This window comes from Acinetobacter guillouiae, assembly GCF_002370525.2.
Taxonomy (GTDB): Bacteria; Pseudomonadota; Gammaproteobacteria; order Pseudomonadales; family Moraxellaceae; genus Acinetobacter; species Acinetobacter guillouiae.
Map to the genome: position 1 here is coordinate 480,733 of NZ_AP014630.1, position 26,103 is coordinate 506,835.

A 26,103-nucleotide genomic window follows, 5' to 3' on the forward strand; every position below is an offset into this window, starting at 1 on the left:
TCGAATTGTAAAATTCGAAGTTTTTTTATTATGCTGTATGATTAATATATTAAAAATCCAATCATAAATAGAGAAAGTCAATGAATGAACAATTACAAAGAATTCAACAAAAATTAGAGCAGTTGAAAGCACTGGATACACATTGCACTTTATTTGGTGCAAATCGCCATCAATATCGTTTAAATCCCTGTTTATCATTAGACGTGATTGAACAATTTGAAAGTAGCTATCAAATTCAATTACCCAAAGATTATGTTGCTTTTTTGACTCAGCTTGGAAATGGTGGTGCTGGACCATATTATGGAATAGAGCCTTTTGAAAAGGTACTTTTTACAGATTTGGATTATCCAAATAATGATAATCTGCTTCATCCCAATTTAGCATTTCCACATACCCAGCCTTGGAATGAATTTTTTGAGCCTACATGTGATGAGGAGGATGAGGAAGAATACGAACGGCAATATTCTGAATTTCATCAACATCAAATGGATGGTGTACTCGCAATTTGTAATTATGGTTGTGGGGTAAGTTTAAATCTCGTTGTAAATGGTGCAGAATGTGGTCATATTTGGACAGATGATCGGGCCAATGATGGTGGGATTTATCCTTCGCACGAGTTCGGTAATACGGATAGAATACCTTTTTTAGATTGGTATGAATTATGGTTGGATCAATCTCTTGAAGAAATTGCAGAAAAGATTCATCAAGAAAATACGGGTAAAAACCAGCAAAATAATTCTGAATTGAAGCAAAATCAACAAGAAACTCCTCAGCAACAATTCACTCAAGCAAAGACTCAGCCTCGAAAAGCGTGGTGGAAATTCTGGTAAGTGAAAAAATCCTTCTATTGAGAAGGATTTTTTTATATATAGCTCGAAAAAATTATTCAGGCATATTTAACCAATGTGGCCCTAAAGGTGGTTGAGGCAATTCAAATTGTTCTGGGTAATCTGCATGAATAAAATAAAGTCCATCTGGTGGTGCGGTGATTCCTGCCGCTTTACGATCTTGTGCCGCAAAAATTTCATCAATATGATCTACTTCATATAGACCTTGGCCAATCTCAAGTAAGCAGCCCATGATATTACGTACCATGTGGTGTAAGAAGCCATCTGCCTGAATATCGAGAACTAGATAGTTGCCATGGCGAATTAAGCGGCAATGTTTGACATGACGTACAGGTTGATTGGACTGACATGCCGCAGCACGAAAGCTTTCAAAATTATGCGTACCTTGAAATTTTTGCGCCGCTTCAATCATTTTATCCACATCGAGTGGATAATAGGCATGTGTTACTTGTTTATGTAACAAGGCAGGGCGGTTTGCCGATTGATAGACCACATAACGATAACGACGAGCCTTTGCCTTAAAGCGTGCATGGAAATCGTTATCCATTTCTTTAATCCATTGGATTGAAATGTCTTTGGGCAATTGACTATTTGAACCCATTAACCAACCTCGTATAGGGCGAATCGCATTGGTGTCGAAGTGGGCCACCATATTGGTCGCATGGACACCCGCGTCAGTACGACCCGCACCATGTAAAATAATAGGTTCGTCGGCAATTTTACTGAGCACCTTTTCCATGGTTTCCTGAATACTACGTACGCCAGGCTGTTGAGTTTGCCAACCTTTATATCGCATGCCACAAAACTCAATACCAATTGCAAAACGTTGCATAAATACCTCTATTCAGGATGATCATACCAATGGTCATGCCATTGTTCCGAAGAGGGGTATTGTAAATAAATTTTAACAATTTTGGCATAAAGATCTGCTTGGCTCAGTGCATCACTGACTAAAATTTTTGAATCTTTGATCCATTGGCTAATCGCATAGCGTTGATCCATGCCGCCTAGAGGCACTTGAGTCGATAAAATGATTTGGCAGCCATTTTCCTGCAAGTTTTTAATTTTTTGGATAATGCCCGCATTTACGGCTAAATTACCTACCCCATAAGCTTGAATGATCAGGAAATGCGGAGCATGTTTGGAGAAATTTTCCAGATTATGTTCAACCTGTAATATTTCAGTCGGCACCATCATCCAATTGACGATATTGAGCGATTTGGCTTTTTCGATATGTGAAAGTTGTACCTGAATGACGGAATGATCTACCGCTATTTGCTGTTCGGCTTTAAGTCCTTTAAACGCATCTAAAGCAGTGCTATGGGCTTTTAATGTGGTTCTTGCATGAATCACTTGATGGTAGAAAGCCAAATACACGCCTACAGGAAGTCGAGTGACGGCATCCAGTGCAGTATTTAAATTATCCAGCGCATCGGTGAATTCTCGAGTATTGTCCCCTTGAATATTGAGCAGTGGATATTGGCTTCCAGTAAGGACGACATGACAGGACTCAGCTAAAAAGCGAGATAAGGTCGCAGCAGCATAACTGAGCGTATCTGTACCATGAATAATGACAAAGTGCTGGAAATTTTGGAGTTGTAGGCTTTGTATTTGTTGAATCAGCATAAGCCAGTCAATGGCTGTGCATGCACTACTGTCTTTGATACTGGGCGCCTTAAAGCACTCAATTTTAAACTGAGGTGCTAAGACCTTTTTGAGTTGTGGAATAAACTCAGCATCAGGCATCGGAGCTAAAGGCTCGCCAATACAGCCAAAAGTTCCACCCATGTAAATTAAAGCAATTTTTTTGTTCATAATAAAAAAGCAGCCATTCATGACTACTTTATCTTAAGACGAATAGATTTAAGAAGCTATTTGATTGAGTAAATTTTGTGATTGTTGGCGTTGTTCAGCGGTATACGCTGCTTCATTTTGTGAGAGTAGCTCACGAACTGAAGCATATGCACCCAAATTTAGATATTGTTGAGCAAGGTCTAAATTTAATTGAACTTCATTCACTTGAGCCAGCTCAGGGAATGAATGGAGTAATGGGTCGTTTGCATCTATGGCCAGACTGGTTTCAGCTTCACTAGGCGTTTCAAGGCTAAGTGTTGCTGTACTATGCACTTGCTCAACTGTTTCAGGTTTTGGATCTAAATCAAAACTAAAAGTGGGCTGTGCCTCAGGTTCAGTAGGCGTTAGTTTAAATTCAAAATCATGTACTGGTGTGCTTTCTTCAGTAGCTACTGGCGTAATCGGTTCAGCAAAATCAAGTTTGAATTCTGGTGCGATTTCAACTTCTGCCGCTTTTTCAACTGGAACTGTTGTAGGTTCATTTGCTGTAAACGTAAACTCTAACGGTTTGACAGTTTCAGTTTTAATTTCTGGGGCAGGAGGAACTACTTCAAAAGAAAGCTCAGGTGTTGTTGTTGGCGCTTTTTCAGGTGCAGGATCTAAATTAAATTCTAAAGGCTGAACAGGTTGTTGCGGTGTCTCAACTTTCTGCTCAACAAGCGTTGAATGATCGAATTCTAGCGCATCGACTTGTGCCAGATTTTGCGTTTCGGTTTTAGATACAGCGGGTTGTGAAATTGTTTCTGTATTTCCAATCAAGGCATCAAAGGCAGCTGTATTTTTGCTTTCTGGCACGACAGGGCTTGATGGTTCAAAAGCAATCGATTCAACTGGGTGATCAGCTTGATTGGCTTTTCGTCGTTCTTCGGCTTGAATGACGATTTCGTCTAAGCCCAATGAACGAATATGATTAATCAACTGATTCACTGCAAATTCATCTTTTTGTGCCAGATGCACATCTAAAAGATAAAGATAAAGTTCATGTTGAGCATTATCTTGGTTTAAAACTTGATTGATTTTTGCTTCAGCAGAAAAATAGTTTTTCTCAGCAATTAGCTTTTCAATATTAGTTTTTAATTCAGGGCTTAATGGTTTTGTTGCTTGTTTAACAATAACTTCATCTTCAACAACAGTGGTCTGTTGTTTTTTTGAGGTACGCGCAGTGCGTGCAACATTTTTCTTTGACGTCTTTTTATTGTTACTTTTTTTGTTATTGGTACTGGCGCTCTCTTTATTGGCATCCTCTCGTTTTTTGAGCACGATCGCCACGACCAAGAGTAGAACAAATGGAATCACATACAACAACATTTTATTTCCCCTTCATTGAGCACAATGAATCAATATTTTGAATATCCTAACTATTTGGTTTTTTTGCATTCTGCTGTTGTAATTGCTGTTGCAATTGAGCGAGCTGAGCATTTAATAATTGAATTCGTTGATTCTTTTGTTGTAAACCTGCTGCAAGTTGGTTCACATTCTTCTGTAATTTAACCGTTTTTTCACGAGAAGTCATAACTTTTGTAGATAATTCAGTAGTGGTCTGATTCAACTGTGTATTTTGCTTTCCTTGACTCTGAGCAGCGGGTTGTTCATTGTCTGCGACTAAACTCATTTCTGCTTGGTCTAAACGATATTTGGCAGAACCCGATTGCTTTTTGGCAATTTCAGGTGCAGCCGTTGCAACTTTATTTTTGCTTTGTGGTATTTGACGATAGCTGGCTGCAAGATTGAGTGCAGCACCACGACGAATACGGTTTACATCACCTTGAATAAACGCATTGGCATTATTTGCTTTAATTTGTCGCATCACTTCTGGAACGCTTTGATTAGTTTCTGCTGCAATCCGAGAAGCAATTTTCCACAGTGACTCATTGGCCTGAACAATATGCTTAGGTTGTTTATCTAATGCTTTATTGGTTTTTTCCTGTTTAAGCGCTTTTTGTGACTCCGCTTTCGATTTCGCTACGCGAGGCTCATTCGATTTTGCTTGCTTGGTCTCAGCTTTGGAATCTTTTGGCTTTTGTGATTCTGCTTTTTGCTCGTCTAATTTAGCGGGTGGGGTCTGAGCTTTTGCAGATTGCACTGGTGCTTTTTCGGCTGGTGGCTGAGGCACTTGTTGTACAGTTACCGTCGGTGTTTGTGGCGTATTCTGAGCACTGCTTTGATGATTGCTTTGAAGAGGGTTCGGAGTATTGGTTGTAGCCGCAGGCGGTGTGTTTGTCGCAACTGTGGTTGGTTTTTGTTCTGTTTTGAGTGCTGGTGGTGCAATTACATTAATCGCTAAAGTACCAGCTGAATCCGTTGTCGTCGTTGCTTTGGTTGCCATAGCTGGTGGAGTTACGACTTCTGGCGTTGTCACGTGGTATTGCGTGCTGGTTGGTAAATTTAATGCAATATCTTTTTCACTGACGATGATTTGAGGTGTCAGAGGCTTTTCTTTGACTAAAGCATTGCTCATTGGAGCAGGGACGTTGCTACGCCCACGGGTCAATGGGGCTTTGACCTGCTGAATATGGGTCGCACTCCCTTCTTTGACTTTTAATAATATATTTAATTCAGATTCAACAATCGGACGAGAAGAGGTAATCACAATCACCCCAGTGCCATCTCCTGAACGACGAGTATAGAAATTTAAATGTCCAGGTGCTTGCGTGGAAATGCCAATATTTTGAATATCATCTGCATCGGCTAATCCGACTTCTATTTTTTCATTTGGATTTGCATTACTAAACTTCATTTCAGCATAAAGCAGATCACCAGACCCTGATTGAACTTGAATCGGGTCTATTGTAATCGCACTCACCGCTTGCGACGTCATGATGGCTAAAATGGCAATTTTTAATTTGTTATATACAGTCATCTCTATCCATTGCTCTGACAAAGTTCAAGGCATCCCCATAATACAATATTTAGCTGTAGTCTATATGTAAAATATTAACATTAGAGTTACATAAATATAGTTACATAAAAAAGCCGATCAAGATAGATCGGCTTTTTCATTGTTTATGAGTTTTTTGTGACTTTAAGCATTTTTATAGTCGATTAAGATACGTAACATACGACGTAAAGGCTCAGCAGCACCCCAAAGTAATTGGTCACCTACAGTGAATGCGCCTAAATACTCTTTACCCATATTTAATTTACGTAAACGACCTACTGGCACAGATAGAGTTCCTGTTACAGCGACTGGAGTAAGATCCGTCATTGATGCATCACGTGTATTTGGAACCACTTTTGCCCATTGGTTAGACTGACGAATCATGTCCTCAATCTCATCAAGCGGAACATCTTTTTTCAATTTCAATGTTAAGGCTTGAGAGTGACAACGCATTGCACCAATACGTACACAGTGACCATCAATTGGAACAATCTGAGCATTACCTAGGATCTTGTTGGTTTCAACTTGACCTTTCCACTCTTCTTTAGATTGACCGCTTTCAAGTTGCTTATCAATATAAGGGATCAACGAACCCGCTAAAGGCACACCGAAGTTTGCTTTCGGAAAACCTTCGCCACGTTGTAATTCGGCAATTCGGCTGTCGATGTCTAAAATCGCAGAACGTGGATCATCTAACAAGTCTTGAGTATTGTTATATAAATACCCCATACCTGTGATCAGCTCACGCATGTTTTGCGCGCCAGCACCTGAAGCGGCTTGATACGTCATTGCCGTCATCCATTCCACCAAATTGTGTTGGAACAGTGAACCCATGCCCATCAACATCAAAGAAACCGTACAGTTACCGCCAACAAATGTTTTAATACCATTGACCAAACCGTCTTTGATAACATTTAAGTTGACTGGGTCGAGTACGATGATTGCTTCATCATCCATACGTAATGTAGAAGCTGCATCGATCCAATAGCCTTTCCAACCTTCAGCTTTTAGCTGAGGAAAGACTTCTGATGTATAGTCGCCACCTTGACAGGTAATAATGACATCCATTTGCTTCAGACTGGTAATGTCCGTCGCTTCCATAAGTGCTGGAGCAGTTTTACCACCAAAAGCAGGCGATTCACCACCTGCGTTACTGGTAGAGAAATAGAATGGCTCAAAATGAGCAAAATCATTCTCTTCAACCATACGTTGCATAAGGACAGAACCAACCATCCCGCGCCAACCGACCAGACCTACTTTCATGTCACTTTGCCTCGGTGCGTTAAAAAATAAAAGGGGGTTTGAGTGTATCAAAAGAGTGTGTAACTGCAATAGCATACACAATGAAAACACAACTATATTGTGCAATATATCTTGTTTATGATACATGCAAAATTGATATTAATTTATGAATCATTCAAAAATTAAGAATATAAGAGTGACAAAATATGATCTGGATAGAAGTACTTGCGTTGATCGTGATTTGGCTAAGTTTCTGGTCACTGATTCCCCGTGATGAATGGTGGTTTAGAGGTGCTGATTTTCCACGCTTGCAGATATTATTTGTTGGTTTGATTGCCTTGGTCTTGATGTTGTTTTGGACAGCGCCGTGGGACTTGGCTCGTGAAGTGATTTTATTTTTATTGATAGCTGCCTTAGCTTTTCAATTAAAGATGGTTTTGCCTTATACCTTCATTTGGAAGAAACAAGTCAAACAGGTGAGCAAAGATCAGCTTAATCCTGATCAGCAAATTTCAGTGATTGTGTCGAATGTGCTGACACCGAATGATCAATATCACTTATTGCTTGAGCAAATTGAACAGCACCAGCCAGATATTGTTTTGACACTTGAAACTGATCAAACTTGGCAAAATGAATTGGCTCAAATTGAAAAAGACTATCCTTATCGTGTGGCTATACCTTTAGACAATCTCTATGGGATGCATTTGTATAGCAAACTCAAGCTGGTCGATACAGAGGTTAAATTCATTCTCAGTGATGAAATTCCGTCTATTCATACCACGGTGATTTTACCATCTGGGCAAGCGGTGCAACTGTATTGTTTACATCCCAAACCACCAAGCCCAACAGAAGCCAAAGACTCGACTTTACGTGATGCTGAATTGCTTATTGTGGGGGATCAGATCAAAGACTTGGATGAGAGCTGTATTGTTATGGGTGATTTAAACGATGTTGCTTGGTCTCGCACAACACGTTTATTTCAGCGTATCAGTGGTTTGCTTGATCCACGTGTGGGGCGCAGATATATCAACACCTTCCATGCTGACTATAAATTTTTGAGATGGTCTTTGGATCATTTATTTCACAGTACAGATTTTGCTTTAGTACATATGCAACGACTGCCTCATGTGGGTTCAGATCATTTTCCGATTTATGTGGTATTACAAACAGGGCGTATTTTTGAGCAAACTCAAGAAGAGTTAGAGCAAACTGATGCAGATGAAAGGGAAGCGCAAGAGGCAATTCAGGAAGGGATTGAAAAAGCAGAGAAAGAGGAGAAGTTGGTGACTGATGAAATTGCGCAAAGTTATAAAGCTGGAACCTGATTGTCTGACAATAAAATTAAAAAATGGCTGATTTTTGTAAGCAATTACTTACATGGATTTAGGCCCTAAGCGGATAGCATGCAAAGCATATTCGTTTTAATCTTTACTTATCGACACAGGGAATGAGAACGGAAAATCTCACTAAGGAAGACGAAGTCGATGGAGCAATCATCAAGGATTTGATGTTGGAATGGATAACCAAGAAAATAAGAATAAGATGTGAAAGCACAACCTCATGAACCCGAGTTTTGCAGGATGCAGAACTCGGGTTATGCTTTATTTATGGTATATAATTTAGAATAGACAAAATTGAAAATAAAAAAGAGTGGCTATGTTTCTCGCAAAAGTTCAAGAATTCGCTTCAAGTCTTAAACATTTTACTGGTTTAAGTAGTGATGCTTTATTTATCTATGCAGGTTTAATCATCTATTTTATTGTTGCTGCAATTCATAAAAGACAACTTAAATCAAATCTTGCGATTATCGCCACAGTGGTGTTTGCCTTTGTAATTGAAATCTTTAATGCACGCGCAGATATTTTTGGTAGAGGTTATTGGCGTATTTGGGAAAGTATCCATAGCATAGTCAATATGATTTTTTGGCCTTATGTGATTTGGGCGATGGCGCGTTTTCGGGTATGGAAAGGTTAGTTTTTCTACTTAACCCACTTATGATCCAAATTATTTTTATTTTCCATAATGTTGATTTAAGGCGTCCATTTCAGCAGAAATTTTTTGTTGAAGCGCCATTGAACGTTTACCAAGTTGCTTAAATTCATCACTGGGTGCATTTGCATTAAAATCTGAGGCTGTTGAAAGCGTATACATTTTCTGACTGGTGATTAAATTATCAATCATTTGTGTGCGTAGACTTTGTACTTCACTACTGTTTAAATTTAATGCCATGATTTGTTGTTGAGTTTTCGCTTGTATATCATTGGCTTTGAGTAAAATCTGTTGGCGCTTTTCAGGTTGGGGAGTAGTTGATCGAAGCTCCGCTCTTAATTGAAGTGCTTGGGTATTTGCGTGATTGACGATCTGATTAAGTTGAGCCAAGTCTGTTGTAATCTCTGTAGCGTTGGCTGTACTCAGTTCAGTCGCTTTGCTTTTCCAATTGCCTTGAGTTGTTGCACTAGACGTAGTTTCTGAGGTTTTGTTTTGGGCGATATCTGCTTTTTGCTCTGAACATGCGGTAAACATCAAACTGAAACTGATCAAACACGAAAAAAGAACTTTATTGGCGATATTCATTGTTTTATTTTCCTTAAATTTGAATGTATTCCGCTTAGGGTCTGTTGACATTTCATAAATGGCTTGCGTTGTAGGCTAAAATTGAGCAGGCAAGGCATGAAACGAAGAGAATAGCGAGACTATTTTCGAGTTTCATAACACAGACTGAGATAATTTTAGCCACAACCCTTCGGGACTAGAGTGTTTTTTGCTGCTACATCGTTACCTTGCGAAACGATGTTTCTCATTATTTAGAATGACTAAATTTCATATCTCGTGCCTTGTATCATCTAAAAAACACTCGTAGTCGCAAACGTAGACGAATTGTCAACAGACCCTATTATTGATAAATCTTAATTCGCTTTGTTTGATCAAAAAAGTGGGCATGTGTAACTAGACACAGTTCGCCATGAACGATGGTATTTAGACGCGAGATGACCAAAATAAAAAAGGAGATATTTTTATATCTCCTGATCATTAAAACAAAAATACTTAAACTTAATAGATTTTCTCGAAGCCTTTTGGACGTGTTTTAAAGCGACGATGAAACCACATATATTGTGTCGGTGCGATCCGCAGTTGATTTTCAATGATTTTATTGACACGAATTGCATCATCCATTTCATCTTCACTGGGTAATGGATCAACAGCAGGTTCAATAAGTACATAATATTTTGGATTTTTGATATCACCATCACGATAAAAATACAGTGGTATTGCGACAGCTTTTGATATTTTCAATAAACGTCGATGCGCCGTTACCGTTGCAGCGGGTGTACCAAAAAAGGGTGCCATCACCCCTTGTTTTAATCCAAAATCCTGATCTGGACTATACCAAATCGCATCACCTTCTTTCAGATGGCGAATCAATCCACGCATATCATCATGATCAATCTGCGCTTTATAAATCGTTGCACGACAACGATAAATCAGCATATCGAGTAAAGGATTATTCTGTGGGCGATACACCACATCGGGTTCAAAAAATTGTGCGCATAAATAACCACCTGCATCAAGCATGGTACTATGGGTGCCGAGTAACAGTATGCCTTGACCATTTTGTTTGGCCTGTTGAATATGCTCTAGACCTTGGATGCTGACACGGTTTTTAAACCATTGTGGTGAATACCATGCATTTAAAGTTTCAAAGACCCCAATCATTTGATCAACAAAGACTTGTCTTGAGTTGTCGATGACTTGCTCAGGTGACCATTCTGGAAAGCAGACTTCTAAATTACGTGTTGTTGTTTCACGACGTGATTTTAGTCGATCAAAGGCAATATTGCCCAACAATGTCGCTAAGCGATACTGAATTGCCCAAGGCAAGATCGCGAGCATCATCAAAAATACAATTGCAATCCAGATTCCCCAATATTTCGGATGTAAAAATGCCCAATAAAATTTTCCAGGCTCGTATTGATGCTTTTTACTCATAGCAGTTTTGTAAATTTTGGGGAAGTTAAAACTGAAAGGAGTGTAGCATGAAGCGGTTTAAAGAAGAAAATTCAAGATGTCATTCACTCTCATTGAGGATAAGCAAGGAAGCATGACGTGAAAATAATTCGGTTAATTCAAGGTGATATTACAGTTCAAAAGGTGGATGCAATTGTGAATGCTGCCAATACCTCGTTACTTGGCGGTGGTGGTGTGGATGGTACAATTCATCGAAAAGGTGGTTCTGCTATTTTGGAGGATTGTCAAAAGATCCGAGCCAGACAGGGTGGTTGTGCAGTTGGTGAAGCAGTGATTACCACAGCGGGGTTGTTGCCCTGTAATTATGTGATTCATACCGTGGGCCCCACTTGGCAAGATGGACAGCATGCTGAAAATGAACTGCTTGAGAAAGCCTATCTCAATAGCTTAAGACTCGCTGAGCAACATCAGCTAAAAACACTGGCATTTCCGAATATTTCAACAGGGATTTATCGTTTTCCTAAATCAGAGGCAGCATTTATCGCTATAAACAACGTGACTAAGTTTTTAACCCAGACGACCAACTTAGAGGAAGTCAGTTTCGTATGTTTTGATTTGGAAAATTTTAAAATCTATCGCCAGCATCTTGCTGAGATTGATCAAAAGCAAGTGCATGTTTTAGGTATATAATCGCAGTTATTCACTGACTATTTTAGACAACCTTGCGATGAGAGATACCTACTTAGACAGTTGTAAGGCAACGCTGATATTTCTTGTGGTGCTCGGGCATTTTCTAGAACGCATGATCGGTTGGAAAGATCCCATTGATCATGTCTTATTAGGTACGATTTATTTTGTACATATGCCTGCTTTTATCTTTATTTCGGGCATGTTGTTTAAAGACAGTAAATGGTTTAAGAATATTCTATTTTTTGTCTCGCTCTATTTACCCTTTCAAATTCTATTTCCTGCATTTGATGCCATCTGGTCAGGTAAATTTCAGCTCAATTGGAATGTGTTTGAACGACCTTATTGGATTTTATGGTATCTGCTGGGCATGATGGTATGGACAACGCTTAGCCATTTTTTGATAAAAACAAAATTTGCACTGCTGATTGCACTGATTCTTGCTTTATGTATCGGTTTAAGTCCTTGGAATAATTACCAATACTCAATAGGAAGAATTTTTAGCTTCTTTCCATTTTTTATTGTGGGTGCACTTTATGGCAAAACCATTATCGAGAAAATTCAGCAATTTAAATTCACTCAAATTTTAGCTGGATTCATCGTGATGGGTATTGCAAGCTTGGTGTATTTCACCCAAATCAACCCATTTTGGTTATATGGCAGTTTAAGTTATCAGCAACTTAAGGTAAGTCTGTGGGATGGTACTTGGATTAGAATAGGCTGTCTTTTGGTGTCGAGTTTGGGTATTTTCGCGATGTTTGCATGGACAAAATTATTAAATATTGGCTATGTGCAACTTGGAAAAAACACCTTAGCAGTATATTTGTTACATGGTTTTGTGGTGATGCTGATTGCACGTTATTGGCAACTGGATTTTCATATTTTTGTGGAAATTGGGATTTGTATTGGTTTATCTGTATTGACCTGCTGGATGTTGCAACAGCAATTTTTTGATATTTTATTAAGAAAATTGTCCTTATGGTTAATTAAGCCTGTTGAGAAGTTTGGTTTAAAGTAGCGAATGAATTTGAAGCGATCCAGAGCATTCGCTGAAAATTTAAAAGCTACACTGTTGGTGTAGCTTTTAAGCATGAGGATCATAATTTTATAAAGCGACAGTTTTAAAACAACGTTTTAAAGTGGATTATTTGGTTGCTGCTTTACCCTCTACTTTTTTTGCTGTTGCTGATTTTTGTGCAGCGGCATGGTGTTTTTGGCTATGACCAGCTTTATGTTGTTTTTGCATTTGATGGGTTTTAACTGCTTGAGTCGAATGCTGTGCTGGAGTTGCTGCCATTGCAGAACCTGCAAAAATTGCTGTGGTGAATGCTGTAACAAGTAATGATGTAACTTTTTTCATGATCATATTCTCACTAAATAATTCGAGATCTGAACTAGACTCGATAATCATATCTTGGTGGATTTGTATGGAAACATCATGAAGTGCTTGTAGCGAAATTCAGTATAAATGAAATGATCATTGGTAAGATGAGTGGGGAATGGTAAGTGCTTTGATTTTTTAAGTTTTATTTAATTTTAATCAGTAAAGTATTGCCGTCATTTTAACTTTCAAAGCAAAATGTGGCAATGAAAGTTTTTTATAATCAAACAATTTATTTTTCCATGAAATTGATTTAATTAGGAGAAATTATATTCATGTGTATGAATTTTTTGACAGGTTGATTATATGTTGTTGGTTTCAATATCGGCAGGCTCAATAAAAACTCCGCATATTTACGGAGTTTTTATTTAAAGATTTTAGAAGAATTAACCTTTGGTCATTTCTTCTAATGCATCCCAACGCTCCATTTTTTCAAGCATCAGTTCATCAATCTCGCCAAGACGTTGCGACGCTTTGGTGGCTGCATCTGCATCAGTCACAAACCAAGAACCATCAGCAAGTTTTGCAGTCAGTTCAGCTTGTTCTTTTTCCAAAGCTTCAATTTCTGCGGGTAATTGTTCTAAAGCGCGTTGATCTTTATAACTCAACTTCACTTTTTTAACGGCTGGTTCAGCAGGCGTCGCAGCAGCTTCCGCTTTAGCAATGGCTTTTTTTACATCACTTTTCTGATCGACAACACGTTGATCTGGACGTTGTTCTAGATAGTCTTGATAGCCACCAATGTATTCATCGATATTGCCTTTACCATCAAATACCCAAGTTGATGTCACAACATTGTCCATAAATGCACGGTCATGGGAGATCAATAACAAAGTCCCTTTATAATCACTCAACATCTCTTCGAGTAATTCTAAAGTCACCATGTCTAAGTCATTGGTTGGCTCATCCATCACAATAAGGTTAGACGGTTTAAGCAATAACTTCGCCAAAAGGATACGGTTACGCTCACCACCTGAAAGTGCTTTTACTGGAGTACGCGCGCGTTCAGGCGAGAATAAAAAGTCTTGTAAATAGCTGTAGATATGACGGCGACCACCATTAACATCGACAAAGTCTGAGCCTTCAGACACGTTGGCCATTACTGATTTTTCAAGATCTAGCGCATTACGTAATTGGTCAAAATAAGCCACTTCAAGCTGTGTACCTGTTTTCACCGAACCGCCATGTTCAAGTTCACCTAAAATGGCTTTAATCAAGGTGGTTTTACCTACACCATTATCACCGACTAAACCAATACGGTCGCCACGCAGTACTAACGCAGAGAAATCTTTAATAATCGGTGCATTATCACCAAAAGCCACACTTAAGTGTTCAATATCAAAGACCAATTTACCTGAACGATTCGCCTCTTGAGTCGCCATGCTCACTTTACCTTGTTGTGAGCGACGTGCTTTAGATTGTTCACGTAAATCTTTTAATGCACGTACACGACCTTCGTTACGGGTACGACGAGCTTTGATCCCTTGACGAATCCAAGTTTCCTCTTCAGCCAAGCGTTTATCAAACAGCGCATTTTGCTTTTCTTCAGCTTCCATTTGCTGTGCTTTTAAGTCGAGATAGCGTGAGTAGTTACCTTCATAACTACGTAAAACACCACGATCCAACTCCACAATACGTGTCGCAATACTGTCAACAAAAGCACGGTCATGGGAAATAAATAACAGGGTGAGATTGTTTTGATCGAGTAAGAATTTCTCTAACCATTCAATACTTTCTACGTCCAAATGGTTGGTTGGTTCGTCAAGTAATAAAACGTCAGGTTGCGTCAACAATGCACGTGCTAAAAGTACACGGCGTTTACGCCCGCCTGATAAATCTGCTAAATCTGCTTCAGGATCTAAGCCCATTTTGCTCAAGATAGAATTTACTTTGGTTTCTAATGCCCAACCATCGAGCAAATCGAGCTTATGTTGTAGGTTGCCCATACGATCACAAGCTTCCATATCACCTAATACACAAGCATCGCTGGCTTCATGGTATTCTTTTAGGACGAGCGCGGCTTCTCCTGCACCTTCGGCAACAATATCGGCAACTTTGCCCGAATCCATCGGTACATCCTGAGCAAGCATAGAAATTGTAATACCATTTTGTAATGCAATTTCACCTTGATCAGGCAATAAACTTCCCTCAATCAGTTTGAGTAAAGTAGACTTACCTTCACCGTTACGACCAATCAGACAGACTCGTTCGCCTCGTTCTAAATTGAAGTTTGCGCCATCGAGCAGGGCAGGTCCACCAAACGCAAGTTGGACATCCCTTATAGTAATATAGGCCATACGGTTTCCTAAACATCCCACACTGAGGACTAAAAATGACTAAACATAAAAATATTGATGATCAGGCGTCATTTTCCGCACCCATAGAAGATTTGCAAGTCCGAATTGCATTTTTAGATGATTTAGTCGAACAATTAAATGATCAAGTGGCGCAACAAAGCTTGGAAATCGCTGATTTAAAAAAACAAATGCAGTTAATTTACCAACGTATAGAATCTGCTGATTTGTCAGAAGGTATTGCAGCATTTGACCCAATGACCAATCGTCCTCCGCATTATTGATGCAACGGATATGAAATATGAGTGGCTGAGGTGTGCTGAATCAGGTGTAAATTCACACATAGCAGTGATATTGGCAAAGGATTTGCATAACGCAAGCGCTAAATTTGTGGGTTAAAATGGATTATGAACTTAAAAAACCTCGAAGCATTTTATTGGGTGGTGACCTTAAACAGTTTTAATAAAGCCGCAACAAAGCTTCAAACGACACAGCCTGCAATTTCTCAAAAAATTACTGCGATTGAAAATGATCTCGGTTTTAAAGTGCTTGATCGCAGTTCTCGTCAAATCAAAGCCACGCATAAGGGCATGACCTTATTTAAATATGCTGAAAAGTTTATGCGACTGGAAACAGACTTGGTGGCTGAACTCACAGAAAGTCAGTATTTAACAGGAACGATTCGTTTGGGGGTTTCCGAAACGATTGTCCATACTTGGCTAGTGGAGTATATGGAGCAAGTCCAGCAAGAGTTTCCCAAAGTTTCCATCGAAATCGTGGTGAATTTAACTCCAGATTTACAAGAAGGTGTACGCATCGGTGATTTGGATATGGCGTTTTTACTGGGACCAACTTTGCCTTTTGAATGTATAGAACGTTCATTGTGTGATTTTGAATTAAGCTTTCTAGCATCACCTTCATTTAAAGGTGGAATCGGGCAGATGTCATTGCGGACATTGATGTCACATACCATTTTAACCTATCCAAGAATTACCTATCCTTATAAAGAACTCAAAGCCAAAATGAAAGAACAGAAGATCGATGAACCGCTATCCATCACAAGTTATTCATTGGTCACATTATTACGTTTAGCTGAACAAGGTTTAGGGATTGCAGTGGTACCTAAACTAACGGCAATCAAAGAAATTTTAGATGGGCGACTTGAAATTCTAGATACGCCAATCCAACTAAAGACATTCCACTTTACCGCAATCTATACACAAGGCAATAACACCGCATTAAAAGAAAAGTTGACGGATTTAGCGGTTTTAACTTCGGAAAATGCCATGAAAAAACTGAATAATAAAATTAGATAGTGAACAATAAAACGGCATTTTATGCAGCTTTGGTTTTGATTTAAAAATTGCAAAAATATGAAATATTGATAATGAGAACTTATAGAAACTGATAAACATTCATTATTAAATGATTTTAAAAATAATAAAAACATATAAATTCAATGTCTTATGTTTAATGAATTTTGGATAAAGTCTTATTGTGACTGACCTTCGCCTATGCTTTTATTTGAAATACAGATTTGGTTCAGCATAACCAGAAAATCTTAAAAGTTTAAAGGATTAAAGAATCTCGTATTTTAGAAAAATAGATGTTCTTTGTTTCACTTGAAATAGCGTTGATTAAGCTCAAATGGATGAGGAACGCCTACATGTCTTTATTGAAATCTTCTTTTTTGTCTGACCGTCAATGGGCAATTGTTGCATCTATCTTTATGATGGCAACGTCTGCGATGGGGCCAGGCTTTCTAACCCAAACTGCTGTATTTACAGTGAAATTAGGCGCTGCATTCGGTTTTGCAATCCTTGTTTCGATCATTATTGATTATGTTGTTCAGCAAAACATTTGGCGTGTGGTCACTTTAACGCAAATGCGCGCTTCAGATATTGCCAATAAAGCCTTACCGGGGAGTGGTTACTTACTCGCATTTCTGGTCATTTTAGGTGGGTTTTTCTTTAGTATCGGTAACATTGCGGGTGCTGCACTGGGCTTAAATGCACTCTTTGGGTTGGATACCAAGGTCGGTGGTGTGCTGAGTGGTGCTTTGGCGATTCTGATTTTTGCCTCCAGAAAAGCCACGTTGGCGATGGACAAGAGCATGATTATTTTGGGGTTACTCAAAATCGTCTTGATCGTGATCGTTGCATTTATTGTCATGCCACCTGTGGGGCAAGCCGTTCAACAAACTTTTGCACCTGATCAAATTGATTTCGCCATCATTACAACCATTGTTGGCGGTACAGTGGGCGGTTATATCTGCTACGCAGGCGCGCATCGCTTATTGGACAAAGGTGCGGTTGGACCAGAAAATATTGATGAAGTGGCTAGAGCCGCAACCAAAGGTATTGTGGTGGTCGGGATCATGCGCTATGTATTGTTCTTGGCATTCTTAGGGGTTGTGGTCAGCGGCGCAAATATTGATTTAGCAAGTCACGATGCCAACCCAGCTGCGCAAGCATTCCAATATGCTGCGGGTACATTTGGTTTTAAACTGTTTGGTTTGATTTTTTGGGCAGCGGGAATTAGTAGCACAATTGGTGCAGCCTATACCTCTGTTTCATTTATGTCTGCATTTAAAAAGAATTTAACCACTAAACATACCAACTACCTCACCATTAGCTTTATCTCTTTAGCCTTGTTGCTTTACGTGATTCTAGGTGCAACACCAGCGGGCTTACTGATCTTTGTGGGGGGGTTTAATGGTTTGGTATTACCAATTGGTTTGACGATTTTTGTCTATGTTGCAGCATGCCGTAAAGACATGATGGGTAATTATAATTATCCAAAATGGTTGCTGGTTTTGGGTGTATTAACCTGCTTACTCACATGGTGGATGGGTTATATGTCATTCACGACGGTATTTAATTACCTCACCAAGCTCTAATCAACTTCACACTCAATTGAAAAGGAATGATCACAATGTATGTCGATTTAAATAGTGACTTGGGTGAAAGTTTTGGCTCGTGGAAAATGGGCAATGATGAGCAAATTTTACCTGTTGTCAGTAGCGCCAATATTGCCTGTGGCTTTCATGCAGGTGACCCGTTGGGAATATTGAAGACGCTTCAGCAAGCAGTGAAATTAGATGTCACGATTGGTGCGCATGTTTCCTACCCAGATTTGGTTGGTTTTGGTCGCCGTAATATGGATTTGTCTCAAGACGAGCTGATCGCGGATGTGCTCTATCAAATTTCGGCGCTTGATGGTTTGGCAAAAGTTGCTGGCTCTAAAGTGCAATATGTCAAGCCGCATGGGGCATTGTATAACACCATAGCCAAAGATCCCGTACAAGCCGAGGCTGTGATTGAAGCCATTAAAATGTATAACCCAGCATTGGTACTGGTTGCTTTGGCTGGGTCAAATTTGGTTGCACAAGCACGTCAGGCAGGTCTAAAAGTGGTTTCAGAAGCCTTTGCTGATCGTGCTTATAACCGTGATGGTTCACTGGTTTCACGCCGTTTAGAGGGTGCTGTTTTGCATGATGCAGAGTTTGTGGCAAAACGTGTGGTTGCGATGTTAAAAAATGGCGGGGTTGAGTCAATTGATGGTGTCTTTACCCCGATTCAAGCCGATACGATTTGTTTGCATGGTGATACCGCAGGTGCACTAGAAATGTCCGCAGCGATTAAAGCTGAGCTGTTAAAAAACGACATTCAAGTTCGTTCATTTTGTGCATAAAACAATAAGGACAAGTCACATGTTTAAAGAGATTAAAGTCGATCCAGTTCAACTCAAAGCTGCATTGGATGCGCGACAACAAATTCGTGCGGGTTTTGATCAACCCACTGCAGGAATGGCTGCTGGAATGACCCAAGTGAACATGATTTCTGTACCCAAAGACTGGGCATATGATTTCTTGTTGTACGCACAGCGTAATCCGCAAAGCTGTCCTGTATTAGATGTTTTGGAAGAAGGCGTATACCACTCTCGATTGGCTACTGACTCAGACATTCGCACTGACTTTCCACGATATCGTGTTTGGAAAGACGGTGAAATGGTGGATGAGCTCACTGATGCGAGTGAGCTTTATAACGCGCATCCTGATTTAGTGACTTTTTTAATTGGCTGTAGTTTCTCCTTTGAAACAGCTTTGCAAGAAGCGGGGATTGAAGTGCGTCATATCCATGACAAGACCAATGTACCGATGTATTTGAGTAATATCGAATGCCTTTCTGCTGGACGTATTTCAGGAAATATGGTGGTTTCTATGCGCCCCATTCCTGCCCATCAAATAGCTGAGGCTGTGAAAATTACGGCGCGTATGCCGAGTGTTCATGGCGCTCCCGTACATATTGGTCATCCTGAAAGTTTGGGCATACGCGACATCAATCAGCCAGATTTTGGTGATGCCTCACGTATTGAACAGGGTGAAATTCCAGTATTTTGGGCATGTGGTGTAACGCCTCAAGCTGCAATTATGAACTCGAAAATCCCATTTGCCATTAGCCATGCACCAGGACATATGTTGATTACAGACATACCTGATCGTGCGTGGCTGCGTTAAGACAAGAAAGGATCAGTAAATGCGATTTTTATCGGTAAATTCCGACAGTTTCTTGATTGAACTTTCTAGTTTAGAAGAAACTTTGGCGTTATACAGTAAATTGCAAAATTTACACTTGAATGGAATCAAAGATTTAATTCCTGCTGCAAAAACAATTTTAATTTGTTTTAACGAAATCAAGACTGACTTTAAAACCTTGAGTGTTTTGATTGGTACTTTAAACCTTGATTCAGGCTTTGATCGCAATACGCAGGAAGTGATTATTCCGATTCGTTACGATGGTGAAGATTTAGCACAAGTGGCGGAACTGCAAGGCCTCTCTATAGTCGATCTGATTTTAAAACATCATCAAAGCACTTGGGACGTTGCCTTTATTGGCTTTGCTCCAGGTTTTGCTTATATGAGTAGTCTTGATCAGCCCTTTACAGATATTCCTCGTCTAAAAACACCACGTAAAAAAATTCCATCAGGTTCACTTGGGCTTGCTGGGCAATACTCGGGTATCTACCCAAAAGATAGTCCGGGTGGCTGGCAATTGATTGGAACAACGTCAGAAAAAATGTGGGATTTGGAGCGTCAAAATCCTGCGCTTTTACGACCAGGAATGCGGGTGCATTTTGAGGATATAACCCATCATCCTGTATCTGTGGATGTGCCCAAGCAAATCACACCACGACAAGATTTAACTTTAAAACAGTCCCTATTCAAAATCACGGCATCTGGCTTGCAAGTTTCGATTCAAGATGAAGGCCGTTTTCAGCACAGCAATATCGGTGTGGGTACAGCAGGGGCGATGGATGTCGCTTCGATGCATTGTGCCAATCGAATCGTGGGAAATCCAACGGATACGCCTGTGATTGAGGTGCTAAATGGTGGTTTAAAAGCAGTCATGCAAAATTCAGCTGTCATTAGCGTGGCAGGTGCAATTTCCAATATCCATGTGAAATTTGCAGATGGTCAAAAAGCAGATTTTGACAGCTATCAAGCAATTGCACTGGATGAGGGAGATGAATTTCAAATTCAAACGCCGAGTGCAGGGTTACGCAATTACCTTGCGGTTCGTGGTGGTTTGGATATTCAACCCGTTTTAAATAGCTGTTCTTTTGACAGTTTAGCCATTCTTGGTCCAGCCCCTTTAAAAACGGGTGATGTCATTTACCAAGGTCTAGTCGTCCCATCCAATATCAGCATCAACGAAGTGCCAAAATCCAATCTCCCGTCCCTTGGCGATACGATTGAACTTGATATTGTGATGGGACCTCGAACGGATTGGTTTGAGCAAAGCAGTATTGAAAAACTGTGCAATCAAGCATGGTTAGTCACCAATGAAAGTAATCGAGTGGGATTACGTTTATCTGGGAAAGCGCCCTTAACACGTAAGATTTGCCATGAATTGGAAAGCGAAGGCACATGTATTGGTGCTTTGCAGATTCCACCCAATGGTCAACCTGTATTGTTTATGAATGATCACCCATTAACTGGTGGTTATCCTGTGATTGCTTCGGTTGCCAAGCATCATTGGGATTTGGTGGCACAAATACCTGCGGATTGCCATATCAAATTTAGAAAAATCGCCGAATTTGTAGATATCGAGAACTAAGATGAACCAGCAAAAATATGTAAATGAAAAATTATTGATTGCCAATCGTGGTGAAATTGCTGTGCGTATTATCCATGCTTGTCGTGATATGGGCATTGCTTCTGTGGCAATGTATGCAGATGACGATATCGGCAGTTTACATGTCGAACTTGCAGATGAAGCATGGGGTTTGGTTGGCGCAACCGCAAAAGAAACCTATTTAAATATTGATGCCATTATTGATATTGCTAAAAAATCAAAAGCCACCATGGTGCATCCTGGTTATGGTTTTTTATCGGAACGGGCTGAATTTGCACAAGCTGTGATTGATGCAGGCTTGAAGTGGGTAGGCCCATCTCCTGAAGCAATTACCAAGTTGGGTGATAAAATTGAAGCACGTAAAATCGCTGCTTCAGTGGGTGCTCCTTTGGTACAAGGCACACAAGACCCATTGAATAATGCAGATGAGGCTTTAGCCTTTGCAAAACAATATGGCTTGCCTATTGCAATTAAGGCGGCATTTGGTGGTGGTGGTCGTGGTTTAAAAGTGGTTTGGAAGCTTGAAGAAGTGAAAGAACTCTATGACTCTGCTGTCCGTGAAGCAAAAGCGGCCTTTGGTCGTGGCGAATGCTTTGTTGAGCAGTACTTAGACAATCCTCGTCATGTGGAAGCGCAAGTGATTGCCGACCTGCATGGGAATGTGGTGGTCTTAGGTACGCGCGATTGTTCTTTACAGCGTCGTAATCAAAAATTAGTTGAGGAATCTCCAGCACCATTTATCAGTGATGAAATTTACCAAGAGATTTTAACTTCAGCAAAAAATATTTGTCAGGCTGCTCAGTATGTTGGAGCAGGGACAGTCGAGTATTTATTGAGTCAAAATGGGACGCTATCATTTTTAGAAGTCAATACGCGGTTGCAAGTTGAACATCCAGTGACCGAAGAAACAGCGCGCGTTGATTTGGTGGTTGAGCAAATTCAGGTGGCTTTGGGCGAAGAATTATCGATCAAAGAAACCCCTAAAGCACAAGGCCATGCCATTGAGTTTCGTATCAATGCAGAAGACCCTAGCCGTGGTTTTATTCCAGCATTTGGTACACTAAGTTTATTTGAAGCACCTTTTGGTCATGGTGTGCGTGTCGATACTGGCGTGCGCACAGGCTCTCTGGTTTCCAGCCATTTCGATTCTTTAATGGCAAAGCTGATTGTGACAGGGGAAACGCGTGAAATCGCAATACGCCGCGCAAAACGCGCTTTAAAGCAGTTTAAAATTGAGGGGGTGGCTTCAGTTTTAGACTTTCATCGTGCCGTGCTGAATGAGCCTGATTTTACCGACGAATTTAAAGTACATACGCGCTGGATTGAAAATGACTTTAAACAAGACTTAAAATCAACTCGACGCGCGATTCCTCAGCATCAACAAGCGATGGTTTTAAGCTATATCGAAATTGATGGGAAATTACACCGTCTAGGCTTACCTGCAGGAATGTTTGCTCAAGGTGCAGTTCAGGTGGAGCAACAACCAGCGCAAAGCACAGAGTTAGCACTTCAACCTGAGCATTTACAAGCGCCTATTAATGGGGCCATTATTGCTTGGAAAGTCCAAACTGGTGAGCAAGTGAGTGCAGGGCAAGTTGTGGCAATTATGGAAGCCATGAAAATGGAAGTTCAAGTTTTGGCACATCAAAGTGGTCAAATTGAATTGCTGAAGGAAGTCGGGAGCACGTGTCAGGCTGATCAAGTGATTGCAACCATCCAGTAATATTTATCTTTAAAATCTAAAACTTATATATTTAAGTCAGGTGGAATTGGGAATTTAGGATTAAATTTCCAATTTTATTTGACCTTTTGTTGAAAGCTGGTTGTAATGCTTGCCACTGTTCAGTAGCAAACTTTTTGACCATGCCGAATAAAGCTGTTCTTCTCGATCTTGAAAATAATATGCCTACAGCCAAAATGCTGCGGGAGATTATTGAACATTACCCAACACTTTATCTTTTCAATTGTACGGGACAATTCCAGTACTCACTGGAAGATTTAACTGAATTTTCAGGCTGGGTGAGCAGTGGTCAGGTGGTGATTTTAGAAGTACCGAATGCATCTGAAAAAGAATATGAATATGCAGTTGTGGTGGGACAATTATTGGCATTATTAGAGCCAGAGATGCAGATTGAAGTCATTTCTGCGATGCCAAGTTGTTCCTTATTGTTAGATCTGATGCGTAGCGCTGATCTAGCGTGTAATTTTATTCAAGTCCAATCCACGTTGGAACGTCAACGCAACAAGTACTCGATACCTAGTCTACAAACCATTCAAAATAAGCCGTATTTGCAAATGGTTAAAAAGTATTGCGATGCTTTGGGAGAGATGACAGGCAAACCGAATACCATTGAAAAATTAAAGAATTCTATTGTGAATATTTTGCAAGTTGTGCCAGAAAAAGCTCAGCATCTGGTTGGCATGTTAATTAATTTAAAAATTGTCAAACGCTTTGATGATCAGGTGGCTTATCGTAAAAAAGTCTTGAAACAATGGACAAGTCTCGATATCGACAAGCCTGTTTTAGCACGCCCAGCTGAGACTGAATCTGCAGCACAACCCAATATCAAACTTGAAAAAATTGATCAAATTTTAGAAAAATTACGTGTTGATTCAGATCAGGTGTTACAGGAAATGGATCAGCAAGACTCTGTGGGTGCAGTACATCAGATTTTGTTTAAAAACTTTGCAAAAATAGATCCAGTGCAAATTGAAGTTATTCATAAATTGAATAATTTAAAAACCGATAAACCTAAAGATATTTATGAGTTGCGTGATTTATTGGAGCAAATGTTTCCAAAATCTGATATCCGTTTATTGCTTAAAGAATTGATTGAAAAAGGCTATATTTATTGGAATGGTCATGAAGTTGTTTATAGCCATGAAATGTATTTAAATTAGGGCGATTTTTAAGCTGCCCAGAGCAACATAAAAAAGCGCTTAGATTTGAATATTTAGCGCTTTTTTATTAAGCCATACACTATAGTTTTATAACTTTGCTTATGCTTATAAATTTGCTACGCCACCATCGACCAAGAGTTCGCTACCGACAATAAATTTAGCTTCATCAGAAGCAAGATAAATAAAGGCATTGGCAATTTCGACTGGATCCGCCAACCTTTGAATTGGCACAAGATTTTCAATACTGGCTTTGAGCTGTTCAACTTCAGCGGGTGTACTCGCAACTTTGTTGAGGGCAGGGGTTAAGGTTGGTCCCGGTGAAAGTAAGTTAAATCGTATTTGCTGGGCTAAAAGTTCTCTAGATAAGGTCTTGACCAAAGAACGCAAGGCGATTTTTGAGGCAGCATAAACGCTACTTTTCTCTAAGGCAATATGAATACTGGTCGAACCACATAAAATCACTGAAGCATGGGGCTTGATCATTGGAAGTAAGCTTTGTATCAGAAAAAATGGACCTTTTACATTGGTGTCGAAAATCGCATCGAATTGTTCAACGGTCCATTGTCCAAATGCTTCATGGCTAACATTGCCTGCATTGATATAAATCACATCGAATTTAATGGATAATTCTTGCATTTTCTCAATAAAATGATCTTGTGATACTAAGCTTGAGTGATCACATTGGATGCCCAAACTTTGGCTGCCGAATTGTTCTTGTGTCAGTACAATTTGATCTGGATTTCGGCCAGTAAACACAACAAAAGCACCTTCTTCTATTGCACGTTGTGCTGCTGCAAAACCGATTCCACTGGTTGCGCCAGTAATTAAAACCGTTTTATTCTTTAATCGCATGTTTTTCACTAAAATGTCTACAAACTCTTATATTGTGAAAATTTATTTGTCAAAGTAAGTACTTACCAATTGGTGACTTAGTCGTTGTTTGGTTTGAAATAGACTAAACTCAAAGGCTATAAAATGTAGCTTTATGTAAGGTGGAAAAATGACAACACTGCAATATGAGCAAAATTGTTCGATTATGCGATTTGTTGGATTATTTTCGGGAAAATGGGTATTGCCAATTGTCTATCATCTTATTGAAGCAAAACATCCTGTTCGATTTAGCCAATTACAGAAGGCTTTAGCGCCAATCCCACAAAAAGAGTTGTCGAAACATTTAAAACTACTGGAGCAACACCAACTTATAACCAAGCAGATTTACCCAGAAGTACCGCCTAGAGTGGAATATCAAATTACCGAATTAGGACAAACGCTGCAAAGCGCTATTCAGTCATTGGGAAGCTGGATGGAGCTTTATGAAAAAAATATGAATGAAAAATAAGAAATTAAACTGACCTCAAAATCAGTAATTGGCGGTAATTTTAATTTTAAACTTGCGTTTTATATTCAGCTTATGCAACTCTAATATAGGAATTAAAAGGTGAACTATGGAACACACTGGTCTTTGGGTTGCGCTCGTTATTATTGTTTTTGTATTGGGCTCAATTTTTGGCTTACGCGTAAGCCCTAGAGAAAAAGCATTAGGTTTAATGCGAGAGAAAGCACGCAAGATGGGCTTACACCCACGTTTAGTGGCTGCACCAGAGTGGACGAAAATCCCGATGGCAACAGAGTCTCGTGCGAGTATGGTGGCTTATTATAGTGTACTGATTCCAGATGCACGCTTAGCTTTGATGCGCGCCCGTGTAGAAGAGCAAAAGCTTCAAGTAGTCCTCGGTGATGAGAAATTTAAAGATTTTCCCATTGCATTAAAAGGGATTTATGCTATTGATATGCAGGCCAACTGTGTAGGGCTTTATTGGGATGAAGAATCTGACCTCAGAGCAACACAGCTTGATGATATGAAGGCATATTTACTTAAATTGGCTGAAATTTAACTTAATAATAGGAACAGTGG

24 protein-coding genes and 1 pseudogene are annotated in these 26,103 nt (G+C 39.7%); 15 read left to right on the forward strand and 10 right to left on the reverse strand.

Annotated features, from left to right (window positions below):
* Positions 1 to 80: 80 nt before the first annotated feature.
* Positions 81 to 830, forward strand: a complete 750-nt coding sequence (locus AS4_RS02310) for an SMI1/KNR4 family protein (RefSeq protein WP_096732896.1) — start codon at positions 81 to 83, stop codon at positions 828 to 830.
* 52 nt (positions 831 to 882) lie between these two features.
* Here AS4_RS02310 and truA read toward each other — a convergent pair whose 3' ends face one another.
* The 5 genes from truA to asd form a co-directional block, all read right to left on the reverse strand.
* On the reverse strand, positions 883 to 1,680 hold the full coding sequence (gene truA, locus AS4_RS02315) for a tRNA pseudouridine(38-40) synthase TruA (protein WP_004718082.1): 798 nt from the start codon (positions 1,678 to 1,680) through the stop codon (positions 883 to 885).
* Positions 1,681 to 1,688: 8 nt separating this feature from the next.
* Positions 1,689 to 2,663 carry an asparaginase domain-containing protein gene (locus tag AS4_RS02320; RefSeq protein ID WP_096735470.1) on the reverse strand — a complete coding sequence of 325 codons (975 nt, stop codon included), beginning with the start codon at positions 2,661 to 2,663 and terminating at the stop codon, positions 1,689 to 1,691.
* 48 nt (positions 2,664 to 2,711) lie between these two features.
* The gene (locus tag AS4_RS02325; protein ID WP_096732898.1) at positions 2,712 to 4,010 is read right to left on the reverse strand and encodes a hypothetical protein; all 1,299 of its coding nucleotides are present in this window, start codon (positions 4,008 to 4,010) and stop codon (positions 2,712 to 2,714) included.
* A 46-nt stretch (positions 4,011 to 4,056) separates the two neighbouring features.
* Complete coding sequence (locus tag AS4_RS02330) at positions 4,057 to 5,562, reverse strand: FimV/HubP-related protein (protein ID WP_096732900.1); 1,506 nt, start codon at positions 5,560 to 5,562, stop codon at positions 4,057 to 4,059.
* 162 nt (positions 5,563 to 5,724) lie between these two features.
* Positions 5,725 to 6,843 carry an aspartate-semialdehyde dehydrogenase gene (gene asd, locus AS4_RS02335; RefSeq protein ID WP_004718072.1) on the reverse strand — a complete coding sequence of 373 codons (1,119 nt, stop codon included), beginning with the start codon at positions 6,841 to 6,843 and terminating at the stop codon, positions 5,725 to 5,727.
* A 185-nt stretch (positions 6,844 to 7,028) separates the two neighbouring features.
* On the opposite strand from asd, the gene AS4_RS02340 reads away from it, so the two are divergent.
* On the forward strand, positions 7,029 to 8,147 hold the full coding sequence (locus AS4_RS02340; protein WP_034611639.1) for an endonuclease/exonuclease/phosphatase family protein: 1,119 nt from the start codon (positions 7,029 to 7,031) through the stop codon (positions 8,145 to 8,147).
* A 331-nt stretch (positions 8,148 to 8,478) separates the two neighbouring features.
* Positions 8,479 to 8,796, forward strand: a complete 318-nt coding sequence (locus tag AS4_RS02345) for a hypothetical protein (RefSeq protein WP_004718064.1) — start codon at positions 8,479 to 8,481, stop codon at positions 8,794 to 8,796.
* 36 nt (positions 8,797 to 8,832) lie between these two features.
* Here AS4_RS02345 and AS4_RS02350 read toward each other — a convergent pair whose 3' ends face one another.
* Together AS4_RS02350 and AS4_RS02355 are read right to left on the reverse strand one after the other, a co-directional pair.
* The gene (locus AS4_RS02350; protein ID WP_096732902.1) at positions 8,833 to 9,396 is read right to left on the reverse strand and encodes a hypothetical protein; all 564 of its coding nucleotides are present in this window, start codon (positions 9,394 to 9,396) and stop codon (positions 8,833 to 8,835) included.
* A 477-nt stretch (positions 9,397 to 9,873) separates the two neighbouring features.
* Positions 9,874 to 10,809, reverse strand: coding sequence for an LpxL/LpxP family acyltransferase (locus AS4_RS02355; RefSeq protein ID WP_096732904.1), 936 nt, complete (start codon positions 10,807 to 10,809; stop codon positions 9,874 to 9,876).
* Positions 10,810 to 10,926: 117 nt separating this feature from the next.
* Here AS4_RS02355 and AS4_RS02360 point away from each other — a divergent pair, with 117 nt between their 5' ends.
* Together AS4_RS02360 and AS4_RS02365 are read left to right on the forward strand one after the other, a co-directional pair.
* The gene (locus AS4_RS02360) at positions 10,927 to 11,478 is read left to right on the forward strand and encodes an O-acetyl-ADP-ribose deacetylase (RefSeq protein WP_096732906.1); all 552 of its coding nucleotides are present in this window, start codon (positions 10,927 to 10,929) and stop codon (positions 11,476 to 11,478) included.
* A gap of 37 nt (positions 11,479 to 11,515) precedes the next feature.
* Positions 11,516 to 12,493, forward strand: a complete 978-nt coding sequence (locus tag AS4_RS02365) for an acyltransferase family protein (RefSeq protein ID WP_096732908.1) — start codon at positions 11,516 to 11,518, stop codon at positions 12,491 to 12,493.
* A gap of 126 nt (positions 12,494 to 12,619) precedes the next feature.
* On the opposite strand, the gene AS4_RS02370 is transcribed toward AS4_RS02365, so the two are convergent.
* Together AS4_RS02370 and AS4_RS02375 are read right to left on the reverse strand one after the other, a co-directional pair.
* Complete coding sequence (locus AS4_RS02370; protein WP_227548115.1) at positions 12,620 to 12,835, reverse strand: hypothetical protein; 216 nt, start codon at positions 12,833 to 12,835, stop codon at positions 12,620 to 12,622.
* A gap of 407 nt (positions 12,836 to 13,242) precedes the next feature.
* Entirely contained in the window at positions 13,243 to 15,153 is a 1,911-nt protein-coding gene (locus AS4_RS02375; protein ID WP_004818809.1) for an ATP-binding cassette domain-containing protein, read from the reverse strand.
* A 35-nt stretch (positions 15,154 to 15,188) separates the two neighbouring features.
* Between AS4_RS02375 and AS4_RS02380 the strand changes: the two genes are divergently transcribed.
* The 8 genes and pseudogenes from AS4_RS02380 (at position 15,189) to AS4_RS02415 (ending at position 24,188) form a co-directional block, all read left to right on the forward strand.
* A complete protein-coding gene (locus tag AS4_RS02380; protein WP_004718047.1) occupies positions 15,189 to 15,434 on the forward strand; it encodes a SlyX family protein in 246 nt (81 codons plus the stop codon).
* A gap of 123 nt (positions 15,435 to 15,557) precedes the next feature.
* Positions 15,558 to 16,466, forward strand: coding sequence for a LysR family transcriptional regulator MumR (mumR, locus tag AS4_RS02385; RefSeq protein WP_004818810.1), 909 nt, complete (start codon positions 15,558 to 15,560; stop codon positions 16,464 to 16,466).
* A gap of 331 nt (positions 16,467 to 16,797) precedes the next feature.
* Positions 16,798 to 18,049, forward strand: a pseudogene (locus tag AS4_RS02390) (NRAMP family divalent metal transporter).
* Positions 18,050 to 18,084: 35 nt separating this feature from the next.
* Positions 18,085 to 18,843, forward strand: coding sequence for a LamB/YcsF family protein (locus tag AS4_RS02395; protein ID WP_004818812.1), 759 nt, complete (start codon positions 18,085 to 18,087; stop codon positions 18,841 to 18,843).
* Positions 18,844 to 18,862: 19 nt separating this feature from the next.
* The gene (locus AS4_RS02400) at positions 18,863 to 19,669 is read left to right on the forward strand and encodes a putative hydro-lyase (protein ID WP_004818813.1); all 807 of its coding nucleotides are present in this window, start codon (positions 18,863 to 18,865) and stop codon (positions 19,667 to 19,669) included.
* Between the two features lie 19 nt (positions 19,670 to 19,688).
* The gene (locus AS4_RS02405; RefSeq protein ID WP_096732912.1) at positions 19,689 to 21,269 is read left to right on the forward strand and encodes a 5-oxoprolinase subunit B/C family protein; all 1,581 of its coding nucleotides are present in this window, start codon (positions 19,689 to 19,691) and stop codon (positions 21,267 to 21,269) included.
* Position 21,270: 1 nt separating this feature from the next.
* The gene (locus AS4_RS02410; RefSeq protein WP_034611657.1) at positions 21,271 to 23,010 is read left to right on the forward strand and encodes an acetyl/propionyl/methylcrotonyl-CoA carboxylase subunit alpha; all 1,740 of its coding nucleotides are present in this window, start codon (positions 21,271 to 21,273) and stop codon (positions 23,008 to 23,010) included.
* A 140-nt stretch (positions 23,011 to 23,150) separates the two neighbouring features.
* Positions 23,151 to 24,188: a coiled-coil domain-containing protein gene (locus AS4_RS02415; protein ID WP_096732914.1), complete on the forward strand. Its 1,038-nt coding sequence runs from the start codon at positions 23,151 to 23,153 to the stop codon at positions 24,186 to 24,188.
* A gap of 105 nt (positions 24,189 to 24,293) precedes the next feature.
* Here AS4_RS02415 and AS4_RS02420 read toward each other — a convergent pair whose 3' ends face one another.
* Positions 24,294 to 25,040, reverse strand: coding sequence for an SDR family oxidoreductase (locus tag AS4_RS02420; protein WP_096732916.1), 747 nt, complete (start codon positions 25,038 to 25,040; stop codon positions 24,294 to 24,296).
* 148 nt (positions 25,041 to 25,188) lie between these two features.
* Here AS4_RS02420 and AS4_RS02425 point away from each other — a divergent pair, with 148 nt between their 5' ends.
* Positions 25,189 to 25,527 (forward strand): winged helix-turn-helix transcriptional regulator, encoded by a 339-nt coding sequence (locus AS4_RS02425; RefSeq protein ID WP_056516913.1) that lies wholly within the window; start codon positions 25,189 to 25,191, stop codon positions 25,525 to 25,527.
* 106 nt (positions 25,528 to 25,633) lie between these two features.
* A complete protein-coding gene (locus AS4_RS02430) occupies positions 25,634 to 26,083 on the forward strand; it encodes an ammonium transporter (RefSeq protein WP_004718027.1) in 450 nt (149 codons plus the stop codon).
* Positions 26,084 to 26,103 lie beyond the last annotated feature (20 nt).

What these genes read in the sequence shown, in the direction of transcription:
- AS4_RS02310 (WP_096732896.1), top strand. Translation starts at nt 81, where the DNA reads ATGAATGAACAATTACAAAGAATTCAACAAAAATTAGAGCAGTTGAAA.
- truA (WP_004718082.1), bottom strand. Translation starts at nt 1,680, where the DNA reads ATGCAACGTTTTGCAATTGGTATTGAGTTTTGTGGCATGCGATATAAA.
- AS4_RS02320 (WP_096735470.1), bottom strand. Translation starts at nt 2,663, where the DNA reads ATGAACAAAAAAATTGCTTTAATTTACATGGGTGGAACTTTTGGCTGT.
- AS4_RS02325 (WP_096732898.1), bottom strand. Translation starts at nt 4,010, where the DNA reads ATGTTGTTGTATGTGATTCCATTTGTTCTACTCTTGGTCGTGGCGATC.
- AS4_RS02330 (WP_096732900.1), bottom strand. Translation starts at nt 5,562, where the DNA reads ATGACTGTATATAACAAATTAAAAATTGCCATTTTAGCCATCATGACG.
- asd (WP_004718072.1), bottom strand. Translation starts at nt 6,843, where the DNA reads ATGAAAGTAGGTCTGGTCGGTTGGCGCGGGATGGTTGGTTCTGTCCTT.
- AS4_RS02340 (WP_034611639.1), top strand. Translation starts at nt 7,029, where the DNA reads ATGATCTGGATAGAAGTACTTGCGTTGATCGTGATTTGGCTAAGTTTC.
- AS4_RS02345 (WP_004718064.1), top strand. Translation starts at nt 8,479, where the DNA reads ATGTTTCTCGCAAAAGTTCAAGAATTCGCTTCAAGTCTTAAACATTTT.
- AS4_RS02350 (WP_096732902.1), bottom strand. Translation starts at nt 9,396, where the DNA reads ATGAATATCGCCAATAAAGTTCTTTTTTCGTGTTTGATCAGTTTCAGT.
- AS4_RS02355 (WP_096732904.1), bottom strand. Translation starts at nt 10,809, where the DNA reads ATGAGTAAAAAGCATCAATACGAGCCTGGAAAATTTTATTGGGCATTT.
- AS4_RS02365 (WP_096732908.1), top strand. Translation starts at nt 11,516, where the DNA reads ATGAGAGATACCTACTTAGACAGTTGTAAGGCAACGCTGATATTTCTT.
- AS4_RS02370 (WP_227548115.1), bottom strand. Translation starts at nt 12,835, where the DNA reads ATGAAAAAAGTTACATCATTACTTGTTACAGCATTCACCACAGCAATT.
- AS4_RS02375 (WP_004818809.1), bottom strand. Translation starts at nt 15,153, where the DNA reads ATGGCCTATATTACTATAAGGGATGTCCAACTTGCGTTTGGTGGACCT.
- AS4_RS02380 (WP_004718047.1), top strand. Translation starts at nt 15,189, where the DNA reads ATGACTAAACATAAAAATATTGATGATCAGGCGTCATTTTCCGCACCC.
- mumR (WP_004818810.1), top strand. Translation starts at nt 15,558, where the DNA reads ATGAACTTAAAAAACCTCGAAGCATTTTATTGGGTGGTGACCTTAAAC.
- AS4_RS02395 (WP_004818812.1), top strand. Translation starts at nt 18,085, where the DNA reads ATGTATGTCGATTTAAATAGTGACTTGGGTGAAAGTTTTGGCTCGTGG.
- AS4_RS02400 (WP_004818813.1), top strand. Translation starts at nt 18,863, where the DNA reads ATGTTTAAAGAGATTAAAGTCGATCCAGTTCAACTCAAAGCTGCATTG.
- AS4_RS02405 (WP_096732912.1), top strand. Translation starts at nt 19,689, where the DNA reads ATGCGATTTTTATCGGTAAATTCCGACAGTTTCTTGATTGAACTTTCT.
- AS4_RS02410 (WP_034611657.1), top strand. Translation starts at nt 21,271, where the DNA reads ATGAACCAGCAAAAATATGTAAATGAAAAATTATTGATTGCCAATCGT.
- AS4_RS02415 (WP_096732914.1), top strand. Translation starts at nt 23,151, where the DNA reads ATGCCGAATAAAGCTGTTCTTCTCGATCTTGAAAATAATATGCCTACA.
- AS4_RS02420 (WP_096732916.1), bottom strand. Translation starts at nt 25,040, where the DNA reads ATGCGATTAAAGAATAAAACGGTTTTAATTACTGGCGCAACCAGTGGA.
- AS4_RS02425 (WP_056516913.1), top strand. Translation starts at nt 25,189, where the DNA reads ATGACAACACTGCAATATGAGCAAAATTGTTCGATTATGCGATTTGTT.
- AS4_RS02430 (WP_004718027.1), top strand. Translation starts at nt 25,634, where the DNA reads ATGGAACACACTGGTCTTTGGGTTGCGCTCGTTATTATTGTTTTTGTA.